This window comes from Leisingera sp. ABM4_101 (assembly GCF_056158725.1).
Genome location: NZ_JBSWTV010000002.1, coordinates 1,148,651 through 1,166,839, shown reverse-complemented (window position 1 = coordinate 1,166,839; position 18,189 = coordinate 1,148,651). Strand labels below are relative to the sequence as shown.

Here is an 18,189-nt window from a genome sequence, read left to right as displayed (position 1 = left end):
ACGGTCATGTGCGAATATTGCGGTCAAGCCAATCATAGAATTCCCGAAAATACCGACGGCAGCGGAACCGGCTCCGGCGGTGGAACTGCGGGCAGCAAGCCGACCTATACTGTCGACCAGGTGGCCGAGTATCTTTACAAGGGGTACTGGCAGTCCACCGGCCGGACAGAGCGGTCTTTCGATGTTCAAACCGGCGGGCAGCTGACGGTGAACCTCAGCGGGCTGAATGCCTATGGCAAAGAAACCGCCCGCAAGGCGCTGGAAAGCTGGACCGCACTGAGCGGGATCGAGTTTGTCGAAACCACCGGCAGCGCAAAAATCACCTTTGACGACAACCGCTCCGGCGCCTACGCCAGCTCATCCGTCAGCAACGGCACCATCCTGAGCTCGACCATCAATATCGACGATGCCTGGGCGAACTACGGCAACTACTACCTGCAGACCTACATCCACGAGATCGGCCATGCCCTGGGCCTGGGGCACACAGGCAACTACAACGGCAGCGCCAGCTATGGCGCAGATGCGCATTTTGCCAACGACAGCTGGCAAATGTCGATCATGTCTTATTTCAGCCAGGCTGAAAACACTGCTACAGACGCTTCATTTGCCTATCTGGCCACGGCTCAGCTAGCCGACATCGCTGCCGTTCACCACCTCTACGGCACACCGGTGAACATTGATACCGGCGACACGACATACGGCGACGGCCAAACCACCGGCCGCTTTGGCATGGACCTGAAAGGCGGTTTTGGCGTGGCCATCGTCGACAATGGCGGCACCGATGTTATCGACCTGGGTTCCCGCAGCTATAACCAGACACTGAACTTGAACGAGGAAACATTCTCGGACATCGACGGCAAGACCGGCAACTTCGCCATTTCCCGCGGCACCGTGATTGAAAATGCCATCACCGGATCCGGCACGGACAAGATCATCGGCAACGCTGCCGGCAACCATTTGAACAGCGGCGCGGGCAACGACCAGATCGAAGGCAACGACGGCAACGATACGCTGATCGGCGGCGATGGTGCGGACTTGCTGACCGGCGGCGCAGGAGCAGACCGTTTTGTCTATACGGACCTCAGCGAGGCAGGCGACTCCATCATGGACTTCGACCTGGCGGCAGGCGACCGCGTCGACATCAGCCAGCTTCTGCAGGAAATCGGCTATGCCGGCAGCGATCCGGCGGGCGACGGGGTGATTTCGCTGCAAGCGGGCAATGGCGGCTCCTGGCTTAAGGTGTCAAACGGTGGCTCCAATACGCTTCTGGTTTTCCTGACAGGCGTCGAAGGCACTGCCAACATTGCAGATATCATCGACACCTCCGGAACGCCTGCCCCCGATCCGGAACCGACACCTGATCCAGAGCCTACGCCCGATCCCGATCCAACCCCGGATCCGGACCCTGAACCCACGCCGGATCCAGACCCGGACCCGACACCGGATCCTGATCCGACTCCCGATCCTGATCCCGACCCAACACCGGGAACCATCGACAACGTCTATGTCTTCGACAACAGCTTCGTTCAGAACTGGACTGTGCAGCTTGGTACTGTCACTGACACCAACGGCGGCATCGACACGCTCGACCTGACAGCGGTCACCCTGCGATCCACCATTGATCTGTCCGGTGAAACCCCCGGCAAGATTGGCAGCAAGTCACTGGTGATCAGCAGCGGCACCGTGATTGAGAACCTCCTTCTCGGAAGTTCTTCGGACAAGGCCTATGGCAACAGCGAAGACAATGTGATCGAGGGCGGCGCCGGGAATGACCTGCTGGACGGCCGCGATGGCGATGACACGCTGGATGGCGGTACCGGCAACGACAAGATCTATGGCGGCCTTGGGGACGACAGCCTGACAGGCGGCGAAGGCAACGATAAAATCTATGGCGGCGAAGGCAACGACGCGATTGCCGGCGGCGATGGCAGAAATTTCCTGACCGGTGAAGACGGTGACGACACTTTGACAGCAGGTGCAGGAGATGACCGCCTGTATGGCGGTTTGGGCAATGACAGCCTAAATGGCGGCGATGGCAAAAACCGCATGGAAGGCGGAGAAGGCGATGACACGCTGATTTCCGGAGACGGGAAAGGCAAGCTAGACGGCGGCGCCGGGAATGACCTGCTGGCCAGCGGCAGCGGCAACGGTAAGCTAACCGGCGGCGACGGCGACGACACAATGTCCGCCGGCGGTGGTGATAACAAGCTGGACGGTGGTCTGGGCAACGACAGCATTTCCAGCGGCAGCGGCAAGGACAATCTCAAGGGCGGCGGCGGTGATGACACACTGTCAGCTGGCGACGGCGAAAACAGGGCTGACGGCGGCGAAGGGAACGACGTGATCACCAGCGGCAGCGGGTTTGACAAACTCAAAGGCGGCGGTGGTGATGATACACTTTCAGCTGGCGACGGCGACAACAGGGCTGACGGCGGTGAAGGGCATGATGAAATCACCAGCGGCAGCGGCAAGGACAATCTTAAAGGCGGCGGCGGTGATGACACATTGTCAGCTGGCGACGGCGACAACAGGGCTGACGGCGGCGAAGGGAACGACGTGATCACCAGCGGCAGCGGGTTGGACAAGCTCAAAGGCGGCGACGGCGATGACACTGTCAGCGGCGGAAGCGGCGGCGACAAGATCAAAGGCGGCGCAGGAGATGATGTTGTCGACGGCGGGTCTGGCGCTGACAAGATCGACGGCGGCGACGGCTTGGACCGTTTGGAAGGCGGCGCCGGCGCGGATACCCTCAAAGGCGGCGCAGATGCGGATGTGTTCGTGTTTGCATCCGCCGGCGATGCAGGGGACACCATCACGGACTTCAAGCTGGACCAGGGCGACAAGCTTGATGTGGATGATCTGCTTCTGGAACTGGGGACCAGCCTTGATGACGCGCTGACCAGCGGCGCCCTCAGCCTTGGCAGCGGGCGCGCGGTCTGGCTGGAATATGACGCCGATGGCGAAGGCGGTGCTGACGCGCTGCAGATCGCCTACCTGAAAGGGATCAAGGCCGGCGAGCAACTGACAGACGACTGGTTCGTCTGGGCTTAACGCCTGCAAAACGCCCGGTTTCCCCTCCGGAAACCGGGCGTTCACTTGGCAATAGTGCAGGCCGGCTTGACCTCAGCGCTTTCTGCCCGGATACCGTGCGGCAGCGCGCGGCCCCTGCGGCGTGATCGACACCAGCGACAATGTGTGGTCCGCATTCCTCATCCGGTGCCGCAGCATCCTGCGGGTCAGCCGGTTGAGATCAGCAGCATATTCCGGCTGTCCGGCGACGTTCTCCAGTTCACCGCGTCCCTCGGCATCAAACAGCATTGGCGGCAGGTCGGCGGCGAATTCGACCAGCGTGAACCGGCTGTCACGCAGGATGCCCAGGCTGCTGTCGCTTGGCGATGTGCCCAGCGCCTGCTGCCACAGCGTTGGTTTCTGCGGTTCCGAAAAGTCCAGTTCTGAGAAGGAATACTGCCGCCAATCCTGCGGCACATCCCCCTTGAGCAATGGCAGCAGTGACCGGCCGTCCATTGAATTCGGGATCTCTTGCCCGACCCAATCCAGAATGGTCGGCGTCACGTCGATCGACTCGGTGATCTGGCTGAGGCAAGCACCGGCATTGGCCTCATTGCCCGGCATCCTGATAATCAGCGGCGTATGGTAAGCCGCATCATAGACCGTCATCTTGCCCCAGGAGTGCCGGTCGCCCAGCATCTCGCCATGGTCGGCGGTGATCACCACCATGGTATCGTCGTACTGGCCGGTATCCTTGAGGAACTGAACCACCCGGCCGACATGGTGGTCGACTTCAGTGGCCAGCCCCAGATAGACGGATCGCAAAGTGGCAATGTTTTCGTCCGTCGCTTCCAGATCCGGGAAGCCCTCGACAAAACCTGCAGCGGTATTGTTGCGCAGGCCCGGATCAAAGAAAGGGTGCTGCGCGCATTCTGCCTCCGGCGAAGCCAGCCGTTCCGGCAGCGGCAAGGAAGCGGGGTCGTACATCGTGTTATAGGGCGCCGGCGCCACCAGCGGCGGGTGCGGGCGGATGTAAGTCAGATGCGCGAACCAGCTTTCCTTATGATAGGCAGTCATCTTGCCCAGGAAGGAATTGGTCAGAAAGGCAGTATCACTGTCCTCTGCCGCATATAGCGCGGGATCATTCAGCCTGGGCGCGCCGCCATCCGGAGAGACCGGTTTGTAGACATCCCAGTAGTTCTCAAACTCATACCCCCGGTTCATCAGATGCGACTGCCACGGATAGGACATCTCCATCCGCATCTCGGTCATCTCGTGGAACCCGTTCATCGGGAACTCATAGGTCCTGAGCGCCGGGTCATTGGCGTCAAAGGCGCGCGGGTCCTGCGAGGTGTCGGTATAGCCGAACAGCATCGGCAAATAACCGGCCTTGCGCATTTCGGTGGCGATATTCGGCGCATCATGGCGCAGGGGCGTGCCATTGCGGACCGAACGGTGGTTCATCGCATATTGCCCGGTCAGGATCGAGGCGCGCGACGGCCCGCAGGGGTTGGTCACCGAGAAATGCCGCTTGAACGACACTGCCTCCTTCATAAAGGCGCGGATGCTGGGCAGTTCCACATGTTCGGCCATGGCACCGAACACGCAATCCGCGCGCAGCTGGTCGATGATGATAAACAGCACGTTGCGGGTCGCAGGCCGGGTGGCGGATCGGGTGGCAGGCATCCGGGTTTCCCCTCAGTCTCGAATCGTTTTCAGAAGCGCAAACTGTGGTGATCTGCAGATGGATTACAAGCGCAGTTTAGGCCCCGCGGGTAGGGCCCACCCCGAATTGTCAGCTGACAAATCCCAGAAAATTTTAACGATCAGGCTGCCAATCCGCAGGTAAACAGCTTGCCAAACCGGGCGGGCTTCTCTGCCACCCCGGCCAGTCTCAGCATATGCCAGGCCAGCGCCTGATTGCTGGAGATCACCGGCAGCCCGGTCTGTTCCTCAATCGCGGGGATGACTTGCAGGCAGCGCAGGTTGGTGCAGGAGATCACGATGGCATCGCAGTCTTGCTGGCCCGCCACCTGCACCGCCGCGCCGGCGATTGCCGCCTCGGAGATCCGCGCAACGACCCGGTCGTCCATTTCCTCGAAAGACCCGAAACCGGCAATCGCGAAGCCTGCGTCCTCCAGCTTGTGCCGCATCTGCGCCGACACCTCCGGCAGGTAGGGCGTGACAAACCCCAGCCGCGCAGCGCCCAGCGCCCTGCCTGCGGCGATGATCGCCGCCAGCGGGTCAGTCACCTGAACGCCGGGCAGCACAGTCTGCACAGCCGCTGCCACCTTGGCCGAACCGATCACTGTCGACGCGGACGTGCAACCATAGCCAATCACGTCAAAGTTCAGCGAGGACGGCAGCAGCCTGGCAGCGGCTGGCAGATCCGCCTGCATCTGCGCCAACGTCTCGGGCCGGATCTCAGGCACCATCGGAATACGGCTGTGATACAGCGCCACCCCGTCCTGCGCCATCATGCGGGAGAATTCAGGCTCCAGTGTCTCGTCGGTTTCCAGCACGATCACACCCAGCGTGGCACGGGTGCCAATGCCTGCGTCCGTGTCAAAGGGCAGCTTCATGGGCCTTGTCTCCTTCAGATCACCGGCAGTTCGGGGGTGGCACGCGCTGTTAGCAGTTCAGCCCCATTTGCCCGCACGACAATGTTTTCCTCATGCACCATGATATGGCCATCACCAAAGCTCAGCGAGGGTTCCAGAGTCAGGACCATATTCTCCTCAATCACTGCCTCGTCAAACGCGGCGTGCGAGGGCCATTCGGTTAGCTGCATTCCCAGCCCGTGGCCCAGCCGTCCCACGTCGCCGCCTTGATCGTCCATTTCGGCAATCACGGACTGCATCGCCTGGAACAGATCCCGGCAGGTGGCCCCCGGTCTGGCCGCAGCGATGCCCGCCTCGGTTGCCCGCCACAAAACGTCATAGGCCCGTTTCGACAGGTCATCTGCGCGGCCGATTGCGAAGTTGCGGTCAAAGTCGCAGAAGTAGCCGTCCCAGGTGGCGCCGGTGTCCAGCATCACGATGTCACCCGCCTGCAGCGGTCTGGCCGTCGGCGGAGAAATGACATCGCTGTAGCCGCCCTGATCAGCGCCGCCGACCAGATAGGGCACATCGTCCGCACCCTGCGCCAGCGCCTCACGCCGGAAGGCGCGGAACAAGTCCTCAAACGGCTGGCCCTCATGGGCAATCTCCGGCACCCGTGCAAAGGTGCGCGAACCGATGCTGCAGATATGGCTCAGCTTCGCGATCTCGGCTGCGGATTTCACCATCCGCAGGCTGCGTACCAACGGTGTCGCGTCTGCCACTTTCAGCCCCGGTAGACCGGCTATCAACCGCTCGTAATCGCCCAGCGGCATCCGCAACGCAGTTTCATGCCCCTTCATAACCCCGATCGAGCCGCCGCGTCCGGCAATCGGAAACAGCAGCTCTGTCAGCAGGCTGATACCGTCATCCTGAGGCGCAGGCGCGCTCCAGGTGCGGATGTCCTCGATCCAGGTGCGGCGCATCAGGTCGGCGCCAATCTCCGGGATGATCGCAATCGGCTTGCCCGCAGGCGGCAGGAACAGGAACCAGGGCCGGGTCGGGCTTTGCCAGAACAGGGTGTGGAAGCCGCTGAAGTAGCGCACTTCCGGCTCTGTCAGCAGCAGCAGCCCGTCAAGCCCCTGCTGCGCCATCAGAGCCTGTGCCTTCTCTGTCCGGGCGGCAAATTCCGCCTCTGGAAACCCGCGGGCGGGGGCGTCAGACATGGTCCTTGCCTTCCATGATCGCGGCAAAAATCGCCGGGTCGGTCACGCCTTCGGATCCGATCAGCAGCACGCGGGAATTTTCATCCAGACCCAGGGTCTCCATCATCTGGGCAGACTGGCAGGCCGCGATGACAGCAGCCAGCCCTGCCACCGCGCTTTCGCCAGCCTCGACCACGGGATCGCCGGTTTCAGAATTGGCCAGCAGGCGGACCGCAGGGGCCACGATGCTGTCCGGGATGGTCAGAAAGTCTGAGGCCTCCTCGGCCAGGATCTCCCAGGCCATTTCCGACGGTTCACCGCAGGAGAGGCCCGCCATGATGGTCTCCTCCTGAATGGCAAAGTTAGTCGCCTTGCCGTTACGGGCGCTGTCGAACAGGCAGGCCGCCAGTTCCGGCTCGACGATCACCACCCGCGGCGCATTCTCTCGGTAGTACTGCCGCAAACCCGCTGCGACCGAGGCCGCCAGCCCGCCGACACCACCCTGAAGGAACACATGGGTCGGCGCCTGTTCCAGCGCTTCGCAGGCCTCGCGGGTCATCACGCTGTAGCCTGCCATCACGTCGCGCGGCGGCTCGGTGTAGCCTTCCCAGGAGGTGTCCGAGACCACGAACCAGCCGTTTTCCTCCGCTTCCTTCTTGGCCAGAAGAACCGACTCGTCATAGTCGCCGTCGATCCGGATCACCTCGGCACCCAATTCGCGCATCGCCACGGCGCGGCCCTCGCTCACCTCGGCGTGGATGTAGATACGGCACGGCGCACCAAAACGCTGGCAGCCCCAGGCCAGCGAGCGGCCATGATTGCCGTCAGTGGCAGAGACCAGGGTAATGCCTGCACAGGCCTCCCTGTGGTCGCCCTTGCGGATAAACTCAAGGCTGACATCCTGGCCCAGTGTCTTGCTCAGCTCCCGCTGCAGCACCCGCAGTGCGGCATAAGACCCGCCCAGCGCCTTGAAACTGCCAAGCCCGAACCGCGGGCCTTCGTGCTTGTAGTCGATCCGGCCGACACCGGTTTTGCCCGCTAGGCCGGTCAGCGCGACCAGCGGCGTCGGCTCATAGCCCTCCCATGCGGTGATTTCTGCCTGCGCATTGGCGAAATCCTGTTCCGACAGCACCGCGTAGGCGGCCTCGCCGGTTTTCGGGCTTCCAGCCGTATGGCGGATGGCAACGTCAAAATTCTCAAACATGGTCAGTCCTTTCCAGCAGGCAGCCGGTCGCGCACCAACTGCACCCAGAACTCCGCGCCGATCGGCAGCAGAGCGTCGTTGAAATCATAATCCGCTGAATGCAGCGGCTGGCCGTGGGGGCCGTCTTCGCCATTGCCCAACAGCAGGAAGCAGCCCGGGACCGCTCCCGCAAAATAGGCGAAGTCCTCGGAGAAACTCATCGGAGGCCGGTTGCGGATCACCTCGCGGTCTGCAGCCTCACCGGCGCGATAGACGGCCTCAGCCGGGCCTTCAGCGTTGATGGCCTCAACAAACTCTGTATCGAAGCTCACCTCTGCCTCCACCCCATGGGTGGCAGCAACCCCGGCAGCGATCTGGCGCATAAACCGCTCAACCGCTTTCCGGTCCTCTGGAACCCGTGCCCTGACGTCGCCTTTCAGAACCGCCTGGCCCGGCAGCACGTTGCGCTGGCCATCGGTCAGGAATTCAGTGACCGAAACCACGGCCCCTGCCCCCGGCGCCAGTTTACGCGAGACGATGGTTTGCAGCGCCAGCACCATCTCCGCCCCGACAGTGATCGCATCCACACCCGCCTGCGGCATCGAGGCGTGGCCGCCCTGCCCCGTGATCGCGATTTCAAACAGGCTCTCGCTGTTGCAGATTTGGCCAGCCCGGGTCGAGACCTGACCGACCGGCGCGCCTGGCAGGTTGTGGATGGCATAAACCTCTTCGATCGGGAATTTCTCCAGCACGCCTTCAGCAATCATCGCCTGCGCGCCCAGGCCGTGCTCCTCGTTGGGCTGGAAGATGAAGACCACGGTGCCGTTGAATTCCTGTTCCTGCGCCAGCCGTTCGGCCGCGCCCAGCAGCATCGCCATATGGCCGTCATGGCCGCAGGCGTGCATCTTTCCCGGTGTTTGCGAGACATAGCCGTGGGTGGAGGTTTCCGTTATCGGCAGCGCATCCATGTCGGCCCGCAAACCGATAGCCCGGTTGCCCTGGCCGCAGCGCAGCAAACCAACCACGCCTGCGCCCTCATGCACCTCCAGCCCCAGGCTGCGCAAATGCTCCGCGACCTTGGCCTTGGTACGGTGCTCTTCAAAGCCAAGTTCGGGGTGCCGGTGAAAATCCCGGCGCAGCGCTGTCATACGGTCCTGAAAGCTGGTCATTTGCGTTCCCCGTGCAATCTGCCGCGACTTTAAGCCGGCGGCTGCGACGGGGCGCATAGTATTCATGCAGATGGGCGACGAATTTCATCATGGTTTCGCCGCTTTGTGCCGAAACCCGTACTCATCTTTCAGGGACAGCGCCCTCAGATATCCTCACCCTTTTCCAAGAGCTCCTCGATCAGCTGCCGCTGAATGCCCGGACTGTCGCCGCCACCGAATTGCAGGGCACCGCCGGTATACAGCGTGCCATAGGTGCGGGCGATGTTAACGGTCTGGCCCAGCGAGGAAATCAGCTGGTCCTTCTTCAGCGGCGAAAGCGGATGGATGAAGACAGCCCAGAGCTGGCCGCGGGCCACGGCATAGCGGGCATCCAGTGCCGTATCGAAATTGGCCTGCATCATCCGCATAAGCTCTTCCGCCGTCAGCCCTTCGGCCGGGCGCAGCGGCACCATGGCCCGCATCCGGTCCGCAGCCCGGTCAGTGACCACCAGCATCGGCACCCCGGAAATCGTAAGCTGAAAGCCAGGGCCCGCAGGCTGTGCATTCTCATCCAGCGCAAAGATGATCCGGCCAAGCCGCTCATAGGTCATCGGCGGCTCCGCGGGCGCCGGCGCCTCAGGCGCATCCTGCGCCCAGGCAGGCGACGCCAAGACACATGCAGTCGCAACAATCCGCAGCCAGAACATGACGGCCCCTCCTCTTTGGCACAGCCCCCTCAGGCTACTGCCACATAGCGCCCGGCTCCATGCACAGATCGGTGAACGGCTGTGACAGAGGTGGCGCCAGGTTTCCGTACGATCTGCAATACCAACCGTACGATCAGGAATTAAACGTTCAAGTCTTCGGACCTAACTTCAGGTCACCGGGCCGCAGCGCCCGCCCCGATCAAACCGAACCTGCAACAAAACCTGATGAGGATGAACATGAAAACGCTTCTGACAACCGCCCTGATTTCGCTCTCCGCTGCCCTGGCCGCACCGGCATTTGCTGCCGATGAAGTGAACGTGTCCAACGGCATCTCGGCCGGCGGCGCGCCGCTGGCAGCCCATGGCGTCGACCTTGTGGCGCTGCTGGACAGCCGCAACCCGGTCGAGGGCATGGCAACCTACTCCGCCACTGTGGACGGCGCGTCGTATTACTTTGTCTCAGAGGAAAACAAGACGGCGTTCGAGGCCAACCCGGCGAAATACCTGCCGCAGCACGGCGGCTTCTGCTCCTACGGCGTCTCGGTCGGCAAGAAGTTCGACGGTGATCCGGACCAGTACCTGGTGCATGACGGCAAGCTGTTTCTGTTCCTGAACGCCGCCACCCGCGCCGCCTTCCTGGAAGACGTGGCCGGCACTGCCAAGACCGCTGACAGCCAATGGGGCAAGATTAAGCACACCGCCGTCAGCGAGCTCTGATCCCGCGCGATCCGGTGTCCCAGAGGGCAGGCTGAACATAGCTCCGTCCTGCCTGCCTTCCGCCCGCAGCTGGTGCGTCAGCTGCGGGTGTTTTCCGTGACTCGCGGCTTAGACCAGGGTTTCCCCGGCCGCCCGGCGGGCCTCGATGACTTCAATGGCCCTGGCCAGTGCCTCCTCGATACTCAGATCACTGGTGTCGATAAGAATGGCGTCGGCCGCCGGGCGCAGAGGTGCCTCGGCGCGGTTCATGTCACGCTCGTCACGGGCCTTCACGTCACCCAGCACTTCTTCGAGGGTGATCACCTTGCCTGCTGCAGCCAGTTCCAGGAACCGGCGCCGGGCGCGGACTTCGGCACTGGCGGTGACAAAAAACTTCACCTGCGCATAGGGGCAGATCACGGTGCCGATGTCGCGCCCGTCCAGAACCGCGCCGCCTGCGCGGCGGGCAAAGGCCCGCTGGAAGTCTACCAGCGCCGCGCGCACCTCGGCAATCACCGCGACCTTGGAGGCCGCCTGCGCCACCTCCGGTCCGCGCAGGTCGTCTCGCGCGAGGTCTTCCGGCATCAAATTCTGCGCAGCCTCAACCGGCGCCGCGCCGTCCAGCATCCTAGCGCCAACAGCACGGTACAAAAGCCCGGTGTCCAGATGGCCAAAGCCGTAATGTGCCGCCAGCGCCTTGGACAATGTGCCCTTGCCCGCAGCCGCAGGCCCGTCGACGGCTATGGTGTAACTTTCGCTCATGTGCGCTCCAGCTTGGCGCCGAGGCCCCCCATCAGGCCCTCGAAGATCGGGAAGGAGGTGGCAATCGGGCTGCCATCGTCAACCGAAACCGGGGTCTGTGCGCCCATGCCCATCACCATGAAGGACATGGCAATGCGGTGGTCCAGGAAGCTCTCGCAGGTGCCGCCGCCCGGCACGCCATTGATGCCAAGGCCGGTGACTTCCCACCAGTCCTCGCCTTCCTCGACAGTCACGCCATTGGCGCGCAACCCCTTGGCCATTGCGTCGATGCGGTCGCTTTCCTTGACACGCAGTTCCTTGACGCCCGCCATCATGGTCTTGCCCTCGGCAAAGGCGGCGACCACCGACAGAACCGGGTATTCGTCGATCATTGAGGCCGCGCGTTCCGGCGGCACCTCGATGCCCTTCATGTTGGGCGAGTATTTGGCGCGCAGATCGGCAACAGGTTCGCCGCCCTCCTCGCGCATGTTCTCGAAGGTCAGGTCCGCACCCATGTCCTGCAGGGTGTAATAGAGGCCCGCACGGGTCGGGTTCAGGCCGATGTTCGGCACCAGCACGTCAGAGCCGGGGGTGATCAGCGCTGCACAGACCGGGAAAGCGGCGGAGGATGGATCGCGCGGCACGGCGATCACTTGCGGCTTCAGCTCCGGGCGGCCCGTCAGGGTGATAACGCGGCCTTCTTCGGTGTCTTCGGTGGTGATCTCGGCGCCGAAACCTGCCAGCATCCGCTCGGTATGGTCGCGGGTGGCTTCTTTCTCGATCACCACGGTCTTGCCGGGCGCGTTGAGGCCGGCAAACAGCACTGCGGATTTCACCTGTGCCGAGGGCACCGGCACCACGTAACGCACCGGAACCGGGTCAGCGGCGCCGACGATGGTCATCGGGAGACGCCCGCCGGAGCGGCCTACGGACTGGGTGCCGAACAGCGCCAGCGGGTCGGTCACCCGCGCCATCGGGCGTTTGTTCAGCGATGCATCGCCGGTGAAGGTCGCCGTGATCGGAGAGGTGGCCATCACCCCCATGATCAGCCGCACCCCGGTGCCGGAGTTGCCGCAGTCGATCACGTTGTCCGGCTCGGCGAAGCCACCGACGCCAACGCCGAACACCGACCAGTTGCCGCCGCCGTGGTTGACCACCTCGGCGCCAAAGGCCTGCATCGCCTTGGCAGTGTCCAGCACATCCTCGCCCTCCAGCAGGCCGGAGATCCTGGTTTCCCCCACCGACAGCGCGCCCAGGATCAGCGAGCGGTGCGAGATCGACTTGTCGCCGGGCACCTCTGCCACACCCTTGAGAGGGTCAGCACGGTGGGAGGTCATCGGGATGGGCGTGCCGTGTCCGGACATGGGGCTTCCTTCGTCTGTCGGTCGTTCGTCTGTTCGTTTGCGCTATCGGTAACGGATTGGGTCTGGCCGGTCCAGCGCTATTGGACTTAGCCGAGGCGGCGGAAGGTCAGGTAATGCGGCGTGCGCCCCTCACGCAGGGCCTTTTGCTCATAGCGGGTGGAAATCCAGTCATCCCAGCACTGACGCCAGTCCGCCGGGCCTTCGGCCAGCCATTCGAAACCGGCCTTTGGCACTTCCTCCAGAGTCTGGCGGACATAGTCGGGAATATCGGTCGCAACCCGGAAGATCGCGCCCGGCTTCAGGCAGCGGGCCAGCGGCTCCAGATGTTCCTGCGTCACAAAGCGGCGGCGGTGATGGCGGGCCTTGGGCCAAGGATCGGGGTAAAGCAGAAAGGCACGGGAGATGGACGCCGCAGGCAGCACATCCATCAGGTCGCGTGCATCGCCGGGGTGCACGGCGATATTGTCGGCACCCGCATTGCGGATTTTGCCCAGAAGCATGGCTACACCATTGATAAAGGGCTCTGCACCGATGATGCCAACGTCCGGATTGCTGACCGCCTGATGCACCAGATGCTCACCGCCGCCAAATCCGACCTCCAGCCAGACATCCTTGCCGCCGAACAGCGCGTCCAGGTCCAGCGGTTTGCGGTCCGGGTTTTCCTCCCAGCCAACGGCCCCGGGGCTGAGGCTTGCCAGGTCCTCCTCCAGGTAACGCTTCTGGCTGTCTTTCAGGGTCTTGCCCTTGAAGCGGCCATAGAAGTTGCGCCAGGGCGCGCCGCTGGCGTGTTTCTCTGCCGCGTCCGCGGCGGCGGGCTGGGTATCCGCGGATTGGGTGCCGCTGGGCTTCTGGTCGCCGGACATGCGTCTGGACTCCTGTTCGAGGCAGTATTTGAAAGGCTGGCCGCTCCTCTGCCGCAATGGGGCCTCAGGGTCAAGCCGGCGTCACGTCTGCCCGGTCCGCCACCCTAGGGCCGCTGACCAGGCAGCACCTCCCGCAGCACCCCCGCCGCGATCAGCCGCAGACGGCTGGGGTACCATTCCCCATCCGGGTCCGTGCGCATGGTTTCGATCGCAAACCCCGGATCGACCCCGCGGGCCACCATATAGCTCAGATGGTCATAAATCTCGCGCTGGGTGTCCTCATAGATCCAGGAGCCGAATTCAAACGGCGTCGCCCAGCGCTGCGCCTTGCGTTCGCTGCGGTAGTATTTATGCACCGCTTCTGCAGGCCAGTTGCGCTGGTGAAACCCGATCCGCGACCCCAGAGTCATCCGCCGCCGCTGGCCAGCCAGAAACACATCAACACAGGCGCTGATGCAGTCCCCGTCAATCGAGGTATCCAGGCCGTATTCCAGCACCAGCCCCGCGATTTGCTCGCCGGCATAGACGCTGCCGCCGATACTGTTGAGCTGCAGTTCCGAAATCTCCGGGTTCTTTTTCAGGATCTTGCGCAACCGCCCGATGTCTTTCTCAGTGATCTCGGCCGGCTCGCCCTCCACCTTTGTCTCTGTGTCATAGACCAGGGTACCGCCCTGCAGGCTGAATTTCTGCGGCAGACCATCCCTGGCCGCGGCGCCCTGCGCCAAAGCAAGGCAAAAAAACACAGTCATCAATCGCAGCATCACAGTCCCGGCAGCTGAAAATCCCGCCCCACTATGGCGCAGCCCGCCACGGCGCTCCAGACGGAAAGAAGGTCAGCAGTATTGTCCCAATGTTTCGCGCGCGAAACATCCGGTCAGCAGTGCTGACTGGTCCGCCGCGCTGCAGCGCGGTGCCCGGCCCAACGGGAGAAGGGTATTTCCCGAATGCCCTTCTCCGGGCGGGAGCGCTTCGGCAAACGAAAAGAGCGGACCCCGCGGCCCGCTCTCTCAAACTGTCTTTCCGGTCTCAGACCGCTTTTTTCAGCGCCTCGGCCAGATCGGTGCGTTCCCAGCTAAAGCCGCCGTCGGCCTCCGGGTCGCGGCCAAAGTGGCCGTAGGCCGCAGTGCGCTGGTAGATCGGCTTGTTCAGGCCCAGGTGCGACCGGATGCCGCGCGGGGTCAAGTCCATCACCTGGTCAATCGCCTTTTCGATGGCCGCAGGCGCAACCTCGCCGGTGCCATGGGTATCAGCATAGATCGACAGCGGCTTGGACACGCCAATGGCATAAGACAGCTGGATGGTGCATTTCTCCGCCATCCCTGCAGCCACCACGTTCTTGGCCAGGTAGCGTGCGGCATAGGCTGCCGAACGGTCCACCTTGGTCGGATCCTTGCCGGAGAACGCACCGCCGCCATGCGGAGCGGCACCACCATAGGTGTCAACGATGATCTTGCGGCCGGTGAGGCCTGCATCGCCATCCGGGCCGCCGATCACGAACTTGCCGGTGGGGTTTACGTGCCATTCGGTGGCATCGGTCAGCCAGCCTTGCGGCAGCGTTTCGCGGATGTAAGGCTCCACGATGGCGCGGATGTCATTCGAGGTCAGCAATTCATCGAGGTGCTGGGTCGACAGCACCAGCGAGCTGATGCCCACCGGCTTGCCGCCTTCATAAACCACCGACAACTGCGATTTCGCGTCCGGGCCCAGCGCCGGCTCGGTGCCGTTCTTGCGCACTTCCGCCAGGCGGCGCAGGATTGCGTGGGAGAACTGGATCGGCGCCGGCATCAGCGCGTCTGTTTCATTGGTGGCAAAGCCGAACATGATGCCCTGGTCGCCGGCACCTTCGTCCTTATCGGCCGCCGCATCCACGCCCTGGGCGATATGGGCGGACTGTTCGTGCAGCAGGTTGGTCACTTCCACGGTTTCGTGGTGGAACTTGTCCTGCTCGTAACCGATGTCCTTGATGCAGGCGCGGGCAATCTCGTCGATTTTGCCCATGTAGTCGTGCAGCTTGTCCTGATCGGACAGGCCAACCTCGCCCCCGATGACAACACGGTTCGTGGTGGCGAATGTCTCTGCCGCCACACGTGCTTCGGGCTCTTCCGCCAGAAAAGCGTCCAGAACCGCATCCGAAATGCGGTCGCAGACCTTGTCCGGGTGGCCTTCGGAAACCGATTCCGAAGTGAAGGTGTAGTTCATACGGGTCATGAAAAGTGCTCCATTGGTTCCATCCTTGCCACGCCAGGAAGCCGTTGTGGCAGGTATCAAGCCGCATTACGCGGCTCATCCGCGCGGGTCAATCTATATTCCATCAGAGTTAAGCAGCTATGACCGCGTTGCAAGGGCGCGGGACCGCAACAGCACGGCGCCCGCGGCAAACAGGCATAGCAACAGGGCAGGCCAGTCTCCGGTCCTGCTATAAAGCGTCGGCGGCAACGGTGCCGGCAGGGCCGCATCAATATACCCTGCCTCGCCCAAGGGCAGATGTTCCAGCATGTTTCCATCCGGCGCGATCATTGCCGACACACCGGTATTGGCGGCCCGGATCATCGGCAGACCCTGTTCCAATGCCCGCATCCGGGCCTGAACCAAATGCTGATAAGGGCCGGAGCGGGTGCCGAACCAGGCATCGTTAGTGATCTGCACCAGCATCTGCGGCCGGGTTTCTGCGGCGTTCACATCCTGAGGAAAAACAGCCTCATAGCAGATTAGCGGGAGGGCGCTGCCAACCGGCAGGTCCATGAGTTGCGCCCCGGGTCCGGCAGCATATCCTGCCCCCGCCTGCGACGCGAAACCGTGGATGCCAAAGCGCGCCATCACATCGCCAAAGGGCACGTATTCCCCAAAGGGCACCAGATGAGCCTTGTCATAGGTGGCGGCAGGCAGGCCATCGGCCTCCAGCAGCACAGCGGAATTGAAATAGGCGCCCTGCTCCTCCCGCTGGATACCCAGCAGCACCGGCACGCCGCCTGCGCTGTCCGAGATGATCCGCAGCGTGTCCTCTGCATAGTTCAGCAGCTGCGGCACAGCGGTTTCCGGCCAGACGATCAGATCCGGGCGCGGCTCCGCTGCGGAAAACGCAACGGACCTGCGGACAAATTCCCAGCGGTGCTCCGGGTGCCACTTCTGATTCTGCGGTGCGTTGGGTTGAACGATTCGCACGGTCTTGCCGGTTTGTTCCGCTGGCGGCGGGGCAGGAATGGCAAGAACCGCAAGCGCGGACAGCGCAAGCGGCGCGGCGGCGGCAAGAACATTGTGCCGTAGCAGTGCCAGCGGCAGAAAGGCCGCAAGCAACAGCAGTGCCAGCCCCTGCGGCCCGATCCAAGGCAGCAGATGCGCAGCCGGTGTATCAATCCAGAACTGACCCAACCCCGCCCAGGGAAAACCGGTCAACAGATAGGCCCGGGCAAATTCAGCCAAGCTCCAGAGCGCCGCCAGCATTGGGATACGCCAGGCGCCGCGGCTGAACCGGGCTGCCAGGCCAAAGGCCGCACCCCAGAACAAGGCGAGGCCTGCCGCCAGAAAGACCAGCGCAAAAGGCGCCATCCAGGCGTGCCGCTCCGGGTCGATTTGGAACGGCTCGATGATCCAGGACAGGCCAAAGGCAAAATAGCCAAGCCCGAACAGCCAGCCCGCCAGCGCCGCGGCACGGGCCGAAGCGGACCGCAGAATCAGAAAACCCGCCGCGGCCAGGGCCGCAGGTACGCCGATCAGGACATGCCAGGGGGCCAGCGCCAGCGACAGCAGCGCCCCGCTGCCAACCGCCAGCCCGGCGGGTGCCAGCCTGAGCTGCCGCGCGGCGCTGCCCAGCCCGAGTGAGATCATGCGGCGGCGTCCGGCAGCCGGACCCGCAGGCGCTTGATCCGCCGCGGGTCGGCATCCATGACTTCAAATTCGGCGCCTTCGGGGTGTTCGATCACTTCGCCGCGGGCCGGCACCCGGCCGGACAGCATGAAAACAAGGCCGCCAAGCGTCTCGATCTCCTCCTCGTCCACATCGTCGTGGCTGGTGAGCGACTGGCCGATCTCTGCCTCGAACTCCGGCAGCGGAGTACGGGCCAGCGCGATGTAGCAGCCGGGCTTTTCCTGGAACCAGGTCTGCAGCTCGTCGGCGTCGTGCTCGTCCTCGATCTCACCCACCACCTGTTCGATCAAGTCTTCGATGGTGACCAGGCCGTCCACACCGCCGTATTCGTCAATCACCAGCGCCATATGGCGGCGCTCTGCCTGCATCTTGGTCAGCAGCACGCCAATCGGCATTGACGGCGGCACGAACAACAGCGGCCGCAGCATCTGCGACAGTTCAAAGTCAGAGGTGCCGCCATTGAAACCGTGTGTCAGAGAAAAATCCTTGAGATGAACAAAGCCCAGGGGCGTGTCCAGCGTGCCCTCGTATACAGGTATCCGGGTAAAGCCGCTTTCACGGAAAATGCCGACCAGGTCTTCCTTGGCAATGGTCACCGGCACGGCGGCCACTTCGGCAGAGGGGATGGCAACATCCTCGACCCGCAAACGGCGCAGGTTCATCATGCCGCGCGGCTCAGCCCCGGCAGCGGGCTGTTCGCTGCCGCTGTCTTCCTGGGCCGGGGTGTCGGTGTTGAAGGCGCCGACAAGCCGCGCCCAAAATCCCGGTTTATCCTCTGCAGGCGGCTCCGCGCCTGTCCCGTTCACGTTCTGCAGCGCGCCCTGCGCCGCGTTAGAACTGCCTTCTATGTCGCCCATCGGTCCTATCCAAAA

15 protein-coding genes and 1 riboswitch are annotated in these 18,189 nt (G+C 63.1%); of the genes, 2 read left to right on the top strand and 13 right to left on the bottom strand.

Annotated elements, in window-relative coordinates; genetic code table 11:
• Window positions 1-6: 6 nt before the first annotated feature.
• On the top strand, window positions 7-3,051 hold the full coding sequence (locus ACXAEK_RS06575; protein ID WP_475040649.1) for a M10 family metallopeptidase: 3,045 nt from the start codon (window positions 7-9) through the stop codon (window positions 3,049-3,051).
• 72 nt (window positions 3,052-3,123) lie between these two features.
• On the opposite strand, the gene ACXAEK_RS06570 is transcribed toward ACXAEK_RS06575, so the two are convergent.
• From ACXAEK_RS06570 to ACXAEK_RS06545, 6 genes are all read right to left on the bottom strand, one after another.
• Window positions 3,124-4,695 (bottom strand): alkaline phosphatase family protein, encoded by a 1,572-nt coding sequence (locus tag ACXAEK_RS06570; RefSeq protein WP_475040647.1) that lies wholly within the window; start codon window positions 4,693-4,695, stop codon window positions 3,124-3,126.
• A gap of 140 nt (window positions 4,696-4,835) precedes the next feature.
• Window positions 4,836-5,591, bottom strand: a complete 756-nt coding sequence (locus ACXAEK_RS06565; RefSeq protein WP_475040645.1) for a maleate cis-trans isomerase family protein — start codon at window positions 5,589-5,591, stop codon at window positions 4,836-4,838.
• A gap of 14 nt (window positions 5,592-5,605) precedes the next feature.
• A complete protein-coding gene (locus ACXAEK_RS06560; protein WP_475040643.1) occupies window positions 5,606-6,772 on the bottom strand; it encodes a M24 family metallopeptidase in 1,167 nt (388 codons plus the stop codon).
• Window positions 6,765-7,955 carry a diaminopropionate ammonia-lyase gene (locus ACXAEK_RS06555; RefSeq protein ID WP_475040641.1) on the bottom strand — a complete coding sequence of 397 codons (1,191 nt, stop codon included), beginning with the start codon at window positions 7,953-7,955 and terminating at the stop codon, window positions 6,765-6,767. The genes ACXAEK_RS06560 and ACXAEK_RS06555 overlap by 8 nt, the downstream gene beginning before the upstream one ends.
• Before the next feature lie 2 nt (window positions 7,956-7,957).
• Complete coding sequence (locus tag ACXAEK_RS06550; protein WP_475040639.1) at window positions 7,958-9,103, bottom strand: amidohydrolase; 1,146 nt, start codon at window positions 9,101-9,103, stop codon at window positions 7,958-7,960.
• Between the two features lie 143 nt (window positions 9,104-9,246).
• Window positions 9,247-9,789 (bottom strand): hypothetical protein, encoded by a 543-nt coding sequence (locus tag ACXAEK_RS06545; protein WP_475040637.1) that lies wholly within the window; start codon window positions 9,787-9,789, stop codon window positions 9,247-9,249.
• Between the two features lie 237 nt (window positions 9,790-10,026).
• Here ACXAEK_RS06545 and ACXAEK_RS06540 point away from each other — a divergent pair, with 237 nt between their 5' ends.
• Window positions 10,027-10,506 carry a YHS domain-containing (seleno)protein gene (locus ACXAEK_RS06540; protein WP_475040635.1) on the top strand — a complete coding sequence of 160 codons (480 nt, stop codon included), beginning with the start codon at window positions 10,027-10,029 and terminating at the stop codon, window positions 10,504-10,506.
• 108 nt (window positions 10,507-10,614) lie between these two features.
• On the opposite strand, the gene ACXAEK_RS06535 is transcribed toward ACXAEK_RS06540, so the two are convergent.
• The 7 genes from ACXAEK_RS06535 to ACXAEK_RS06505 form a co-directional block, all read right to left on the bottom strand.
• Complete coding sequence (locus ACXAEK_RS06535) at window positions 10,615-11,247, bottom strand: (d)CMP kinase (protein WP_475040634.1); 633 nt, start codon at window positions 11,245-11,247, stop codon at window positions 10,615-10,617.
• The gene (gene aroA, locus ACXAEK_RS06530; protein WP_475040632.1) at window positions 11,244-12,590 is read right to left on the bottom strand and encodes a 3-phosphoshikimate 1-carboxyvinyltransferase; all 1,347 of its coding nucleotides are present in this window, start codon (window positions 12,588-12,590) and stop codon (window positions 11,244-11,246) included. Before aroA ends, ACXAEK_RS06535 begins: the two co-directional genes overlap by 4 nt.
• An 86-nt stretch (window positions 12,591-12,676) precedes the next feature.
• Complete coding sequence (trmB, locus tag ACXAEK_RS06525) at window positions 12,677-13,453, bottom strand: tRNA (guanine(46)-N(7))-methyltransferase TrmB (protein ID WP_475040631.1); 777 nt, start codon at window positions 13,451-13,453, stop codon at window positions 12,677-12,679.
• A gap of 104 nt (window positions 13,454-13,557) precedes the next feature.
• A complete protein-coding gene (locus ACXAEK_RS06520; RefSeq protein WP_475040630.1) occupies window positions 13,558-14,202 on the bottom strand; it encodes a COG3904 family protein in 645 nt (214 codons plus the stop codon).
• 277 nt (window positions 14,203-14,479) lie between these two features.
• Window positions 14,480-15,661, bottom strand: a complete 1,182-nt coding sequence (gene metK, locus ACXAEK_RS06515) for a methionine adenosyltransferase (protein WP_475040629.1) — start codon at window positions 15,659-15,661, stop codon at window positions 14,480-14,482.
• 6 nt (window positions 15,662-15,667) lie between these two features.
• Window positions 15,668-15,717: riboswitch (SAM-SAH riboswitch) on the bottom strand.
• Window positions 15,718-15,778: 61 nt separating this feature from the next.
• Window positions 15,779-17,278: an apolipoprotein N-acyltransferase gene (gene lnt / locus ACXAEK_RS06510; RefSeq protein ID WP_475040628.1), complete on the bottom strand. Its 1,500-nt coding sequence runs from the start codon at window positions 17,276-17,278 to the stop codon at window positions 15,779-15,781.
• Window positions 17,275-18,174 (bottom strand): hemolysin family protein, encoded by a 900-nt coding sequence (locus tag ACXAEK_RS06505; RefSeq protein WP_475040626.1) that lies wholly within the window; start codon window positions 18,172-18,174, stop codon window positions 17,275-17,277. The genes lnt and ACXAEK_RS06505 overlap by 4 nt, the downstream gene beginning before the upstream one ends.
• Window positions 18,175-18,189: the final 15 nt, after the last annotated feature.

Excerpts from the sequence above, each read along its gene's own strand:
- ACXAEK_RS06575 (WP_475040649.1), top strand. The coding sequence starts at position 7 with ATGTGCGAATATTGCGGTCAAGCCAATCATAGAATTCCCGAAAATACC.
- ACXAEK_RS06570 (WP_475040647.1), bottom strand. The coding sequence starts at position 4,695 with ATGCCTGCCACCCGATCCGCCACCCGGCCTGCGACCCGCAACGTGCTG.
- ACXAEK_RS06565 (WP_475040645.1), bottom strand. The coding sequence starts at position 5,591 with ATGAAGCTGCCCTTTGACACGGACGCAGGCATTGGCACCCGTGCCACG.
- ACXAEK_RS06560 (WP_475040643.1), bottom strand. The coding sequence starts at position 6,772 with ATGTCTGACGCCCCCGCCCGCGGGTTTCCAGAGGCGGAATTTGCCGCC.
- ACXAEK_RS06555 (WP_475040641.1), bottom strand. The coding sequence starts at position 7,955 with ATGTTTGAGAATTTTGACGTTGCCATCCGCCATACGGCTGGAAGCCCG.
- ACXAEK_RS06550 (WP_475040639.1), bottom strand. The coding sequence starts at position 9,103 with ATGACCAGCTTTCAGGACCGTATGACAGCGCTGCGCCGGGATTTTCAC.
- ACXAEK_RS06545 (WP_475040637.1), bottom strand. The coding sequence starts at position 9,789 with ATGTTCTGGCTGCGGATTGTTGCGACTGCATGTGTCTTGGCGTCGCCT.
- ACXAEK_RS06540 (WP_475040635.1), top strand. The coding sequence starts at position 10,027 with ATGAAAACGCTTCTGACAACCGCCCTGATTTCGCTCTCCGCTGCCCTG.
- ACXAEK_RS06535 (WP_475040634.1), bottom strand. The coding sequence starts at position 11,247 with ATGAGCGAAAGTTACACCATAGCCGTCGACGGGCCTGCGGCTGCGGGC.
- aroA (WP_475040632.1), bottom strand. The coding sequence starts at position 12,590 with ATGTCCGGACACGGCACGCCCATCCCGATGACCTCCCACCGTGCTGAC.
- trmB (WP_475040631.1), bottom strand. The coding sequence starts at position 13,453 with ATGTCCGGCGACCAGAAGCCCAGCGGCACCCAATCCGCGGATACCCAG.
- ACXAEK_RS06520 (WP_475040630.1), bottom strand. The coding sequence starts at position 14,202 with ATGACTGTGTTTTTTTGCCTTGCTTTGGCGCAGGGCGCCGCGGCCAGG.
- metK (WP_475040629.1), bottom strand. The coding sequence starts at position 15,661 with ATGACCCGTATGAACTACACCTTCACTTCGGAATCGGTTTCCGAAGGC.
- lnt (WP_475040628.1), bottom strand. The coding sequence starts at position 17,278 with ATGATCTCACTCGGGCTGGGCAGCGCCGCGCGGCAGCTCAGGCTGGCA.
- ACXAEK_RS06505 (WP_475040626.1), bottom strand. The coding sequence starts at position 18,174 with ATGGGCGACATAGAAGGCAGTTCTAACGCGGCGCAGGGCGCGCTGCAG.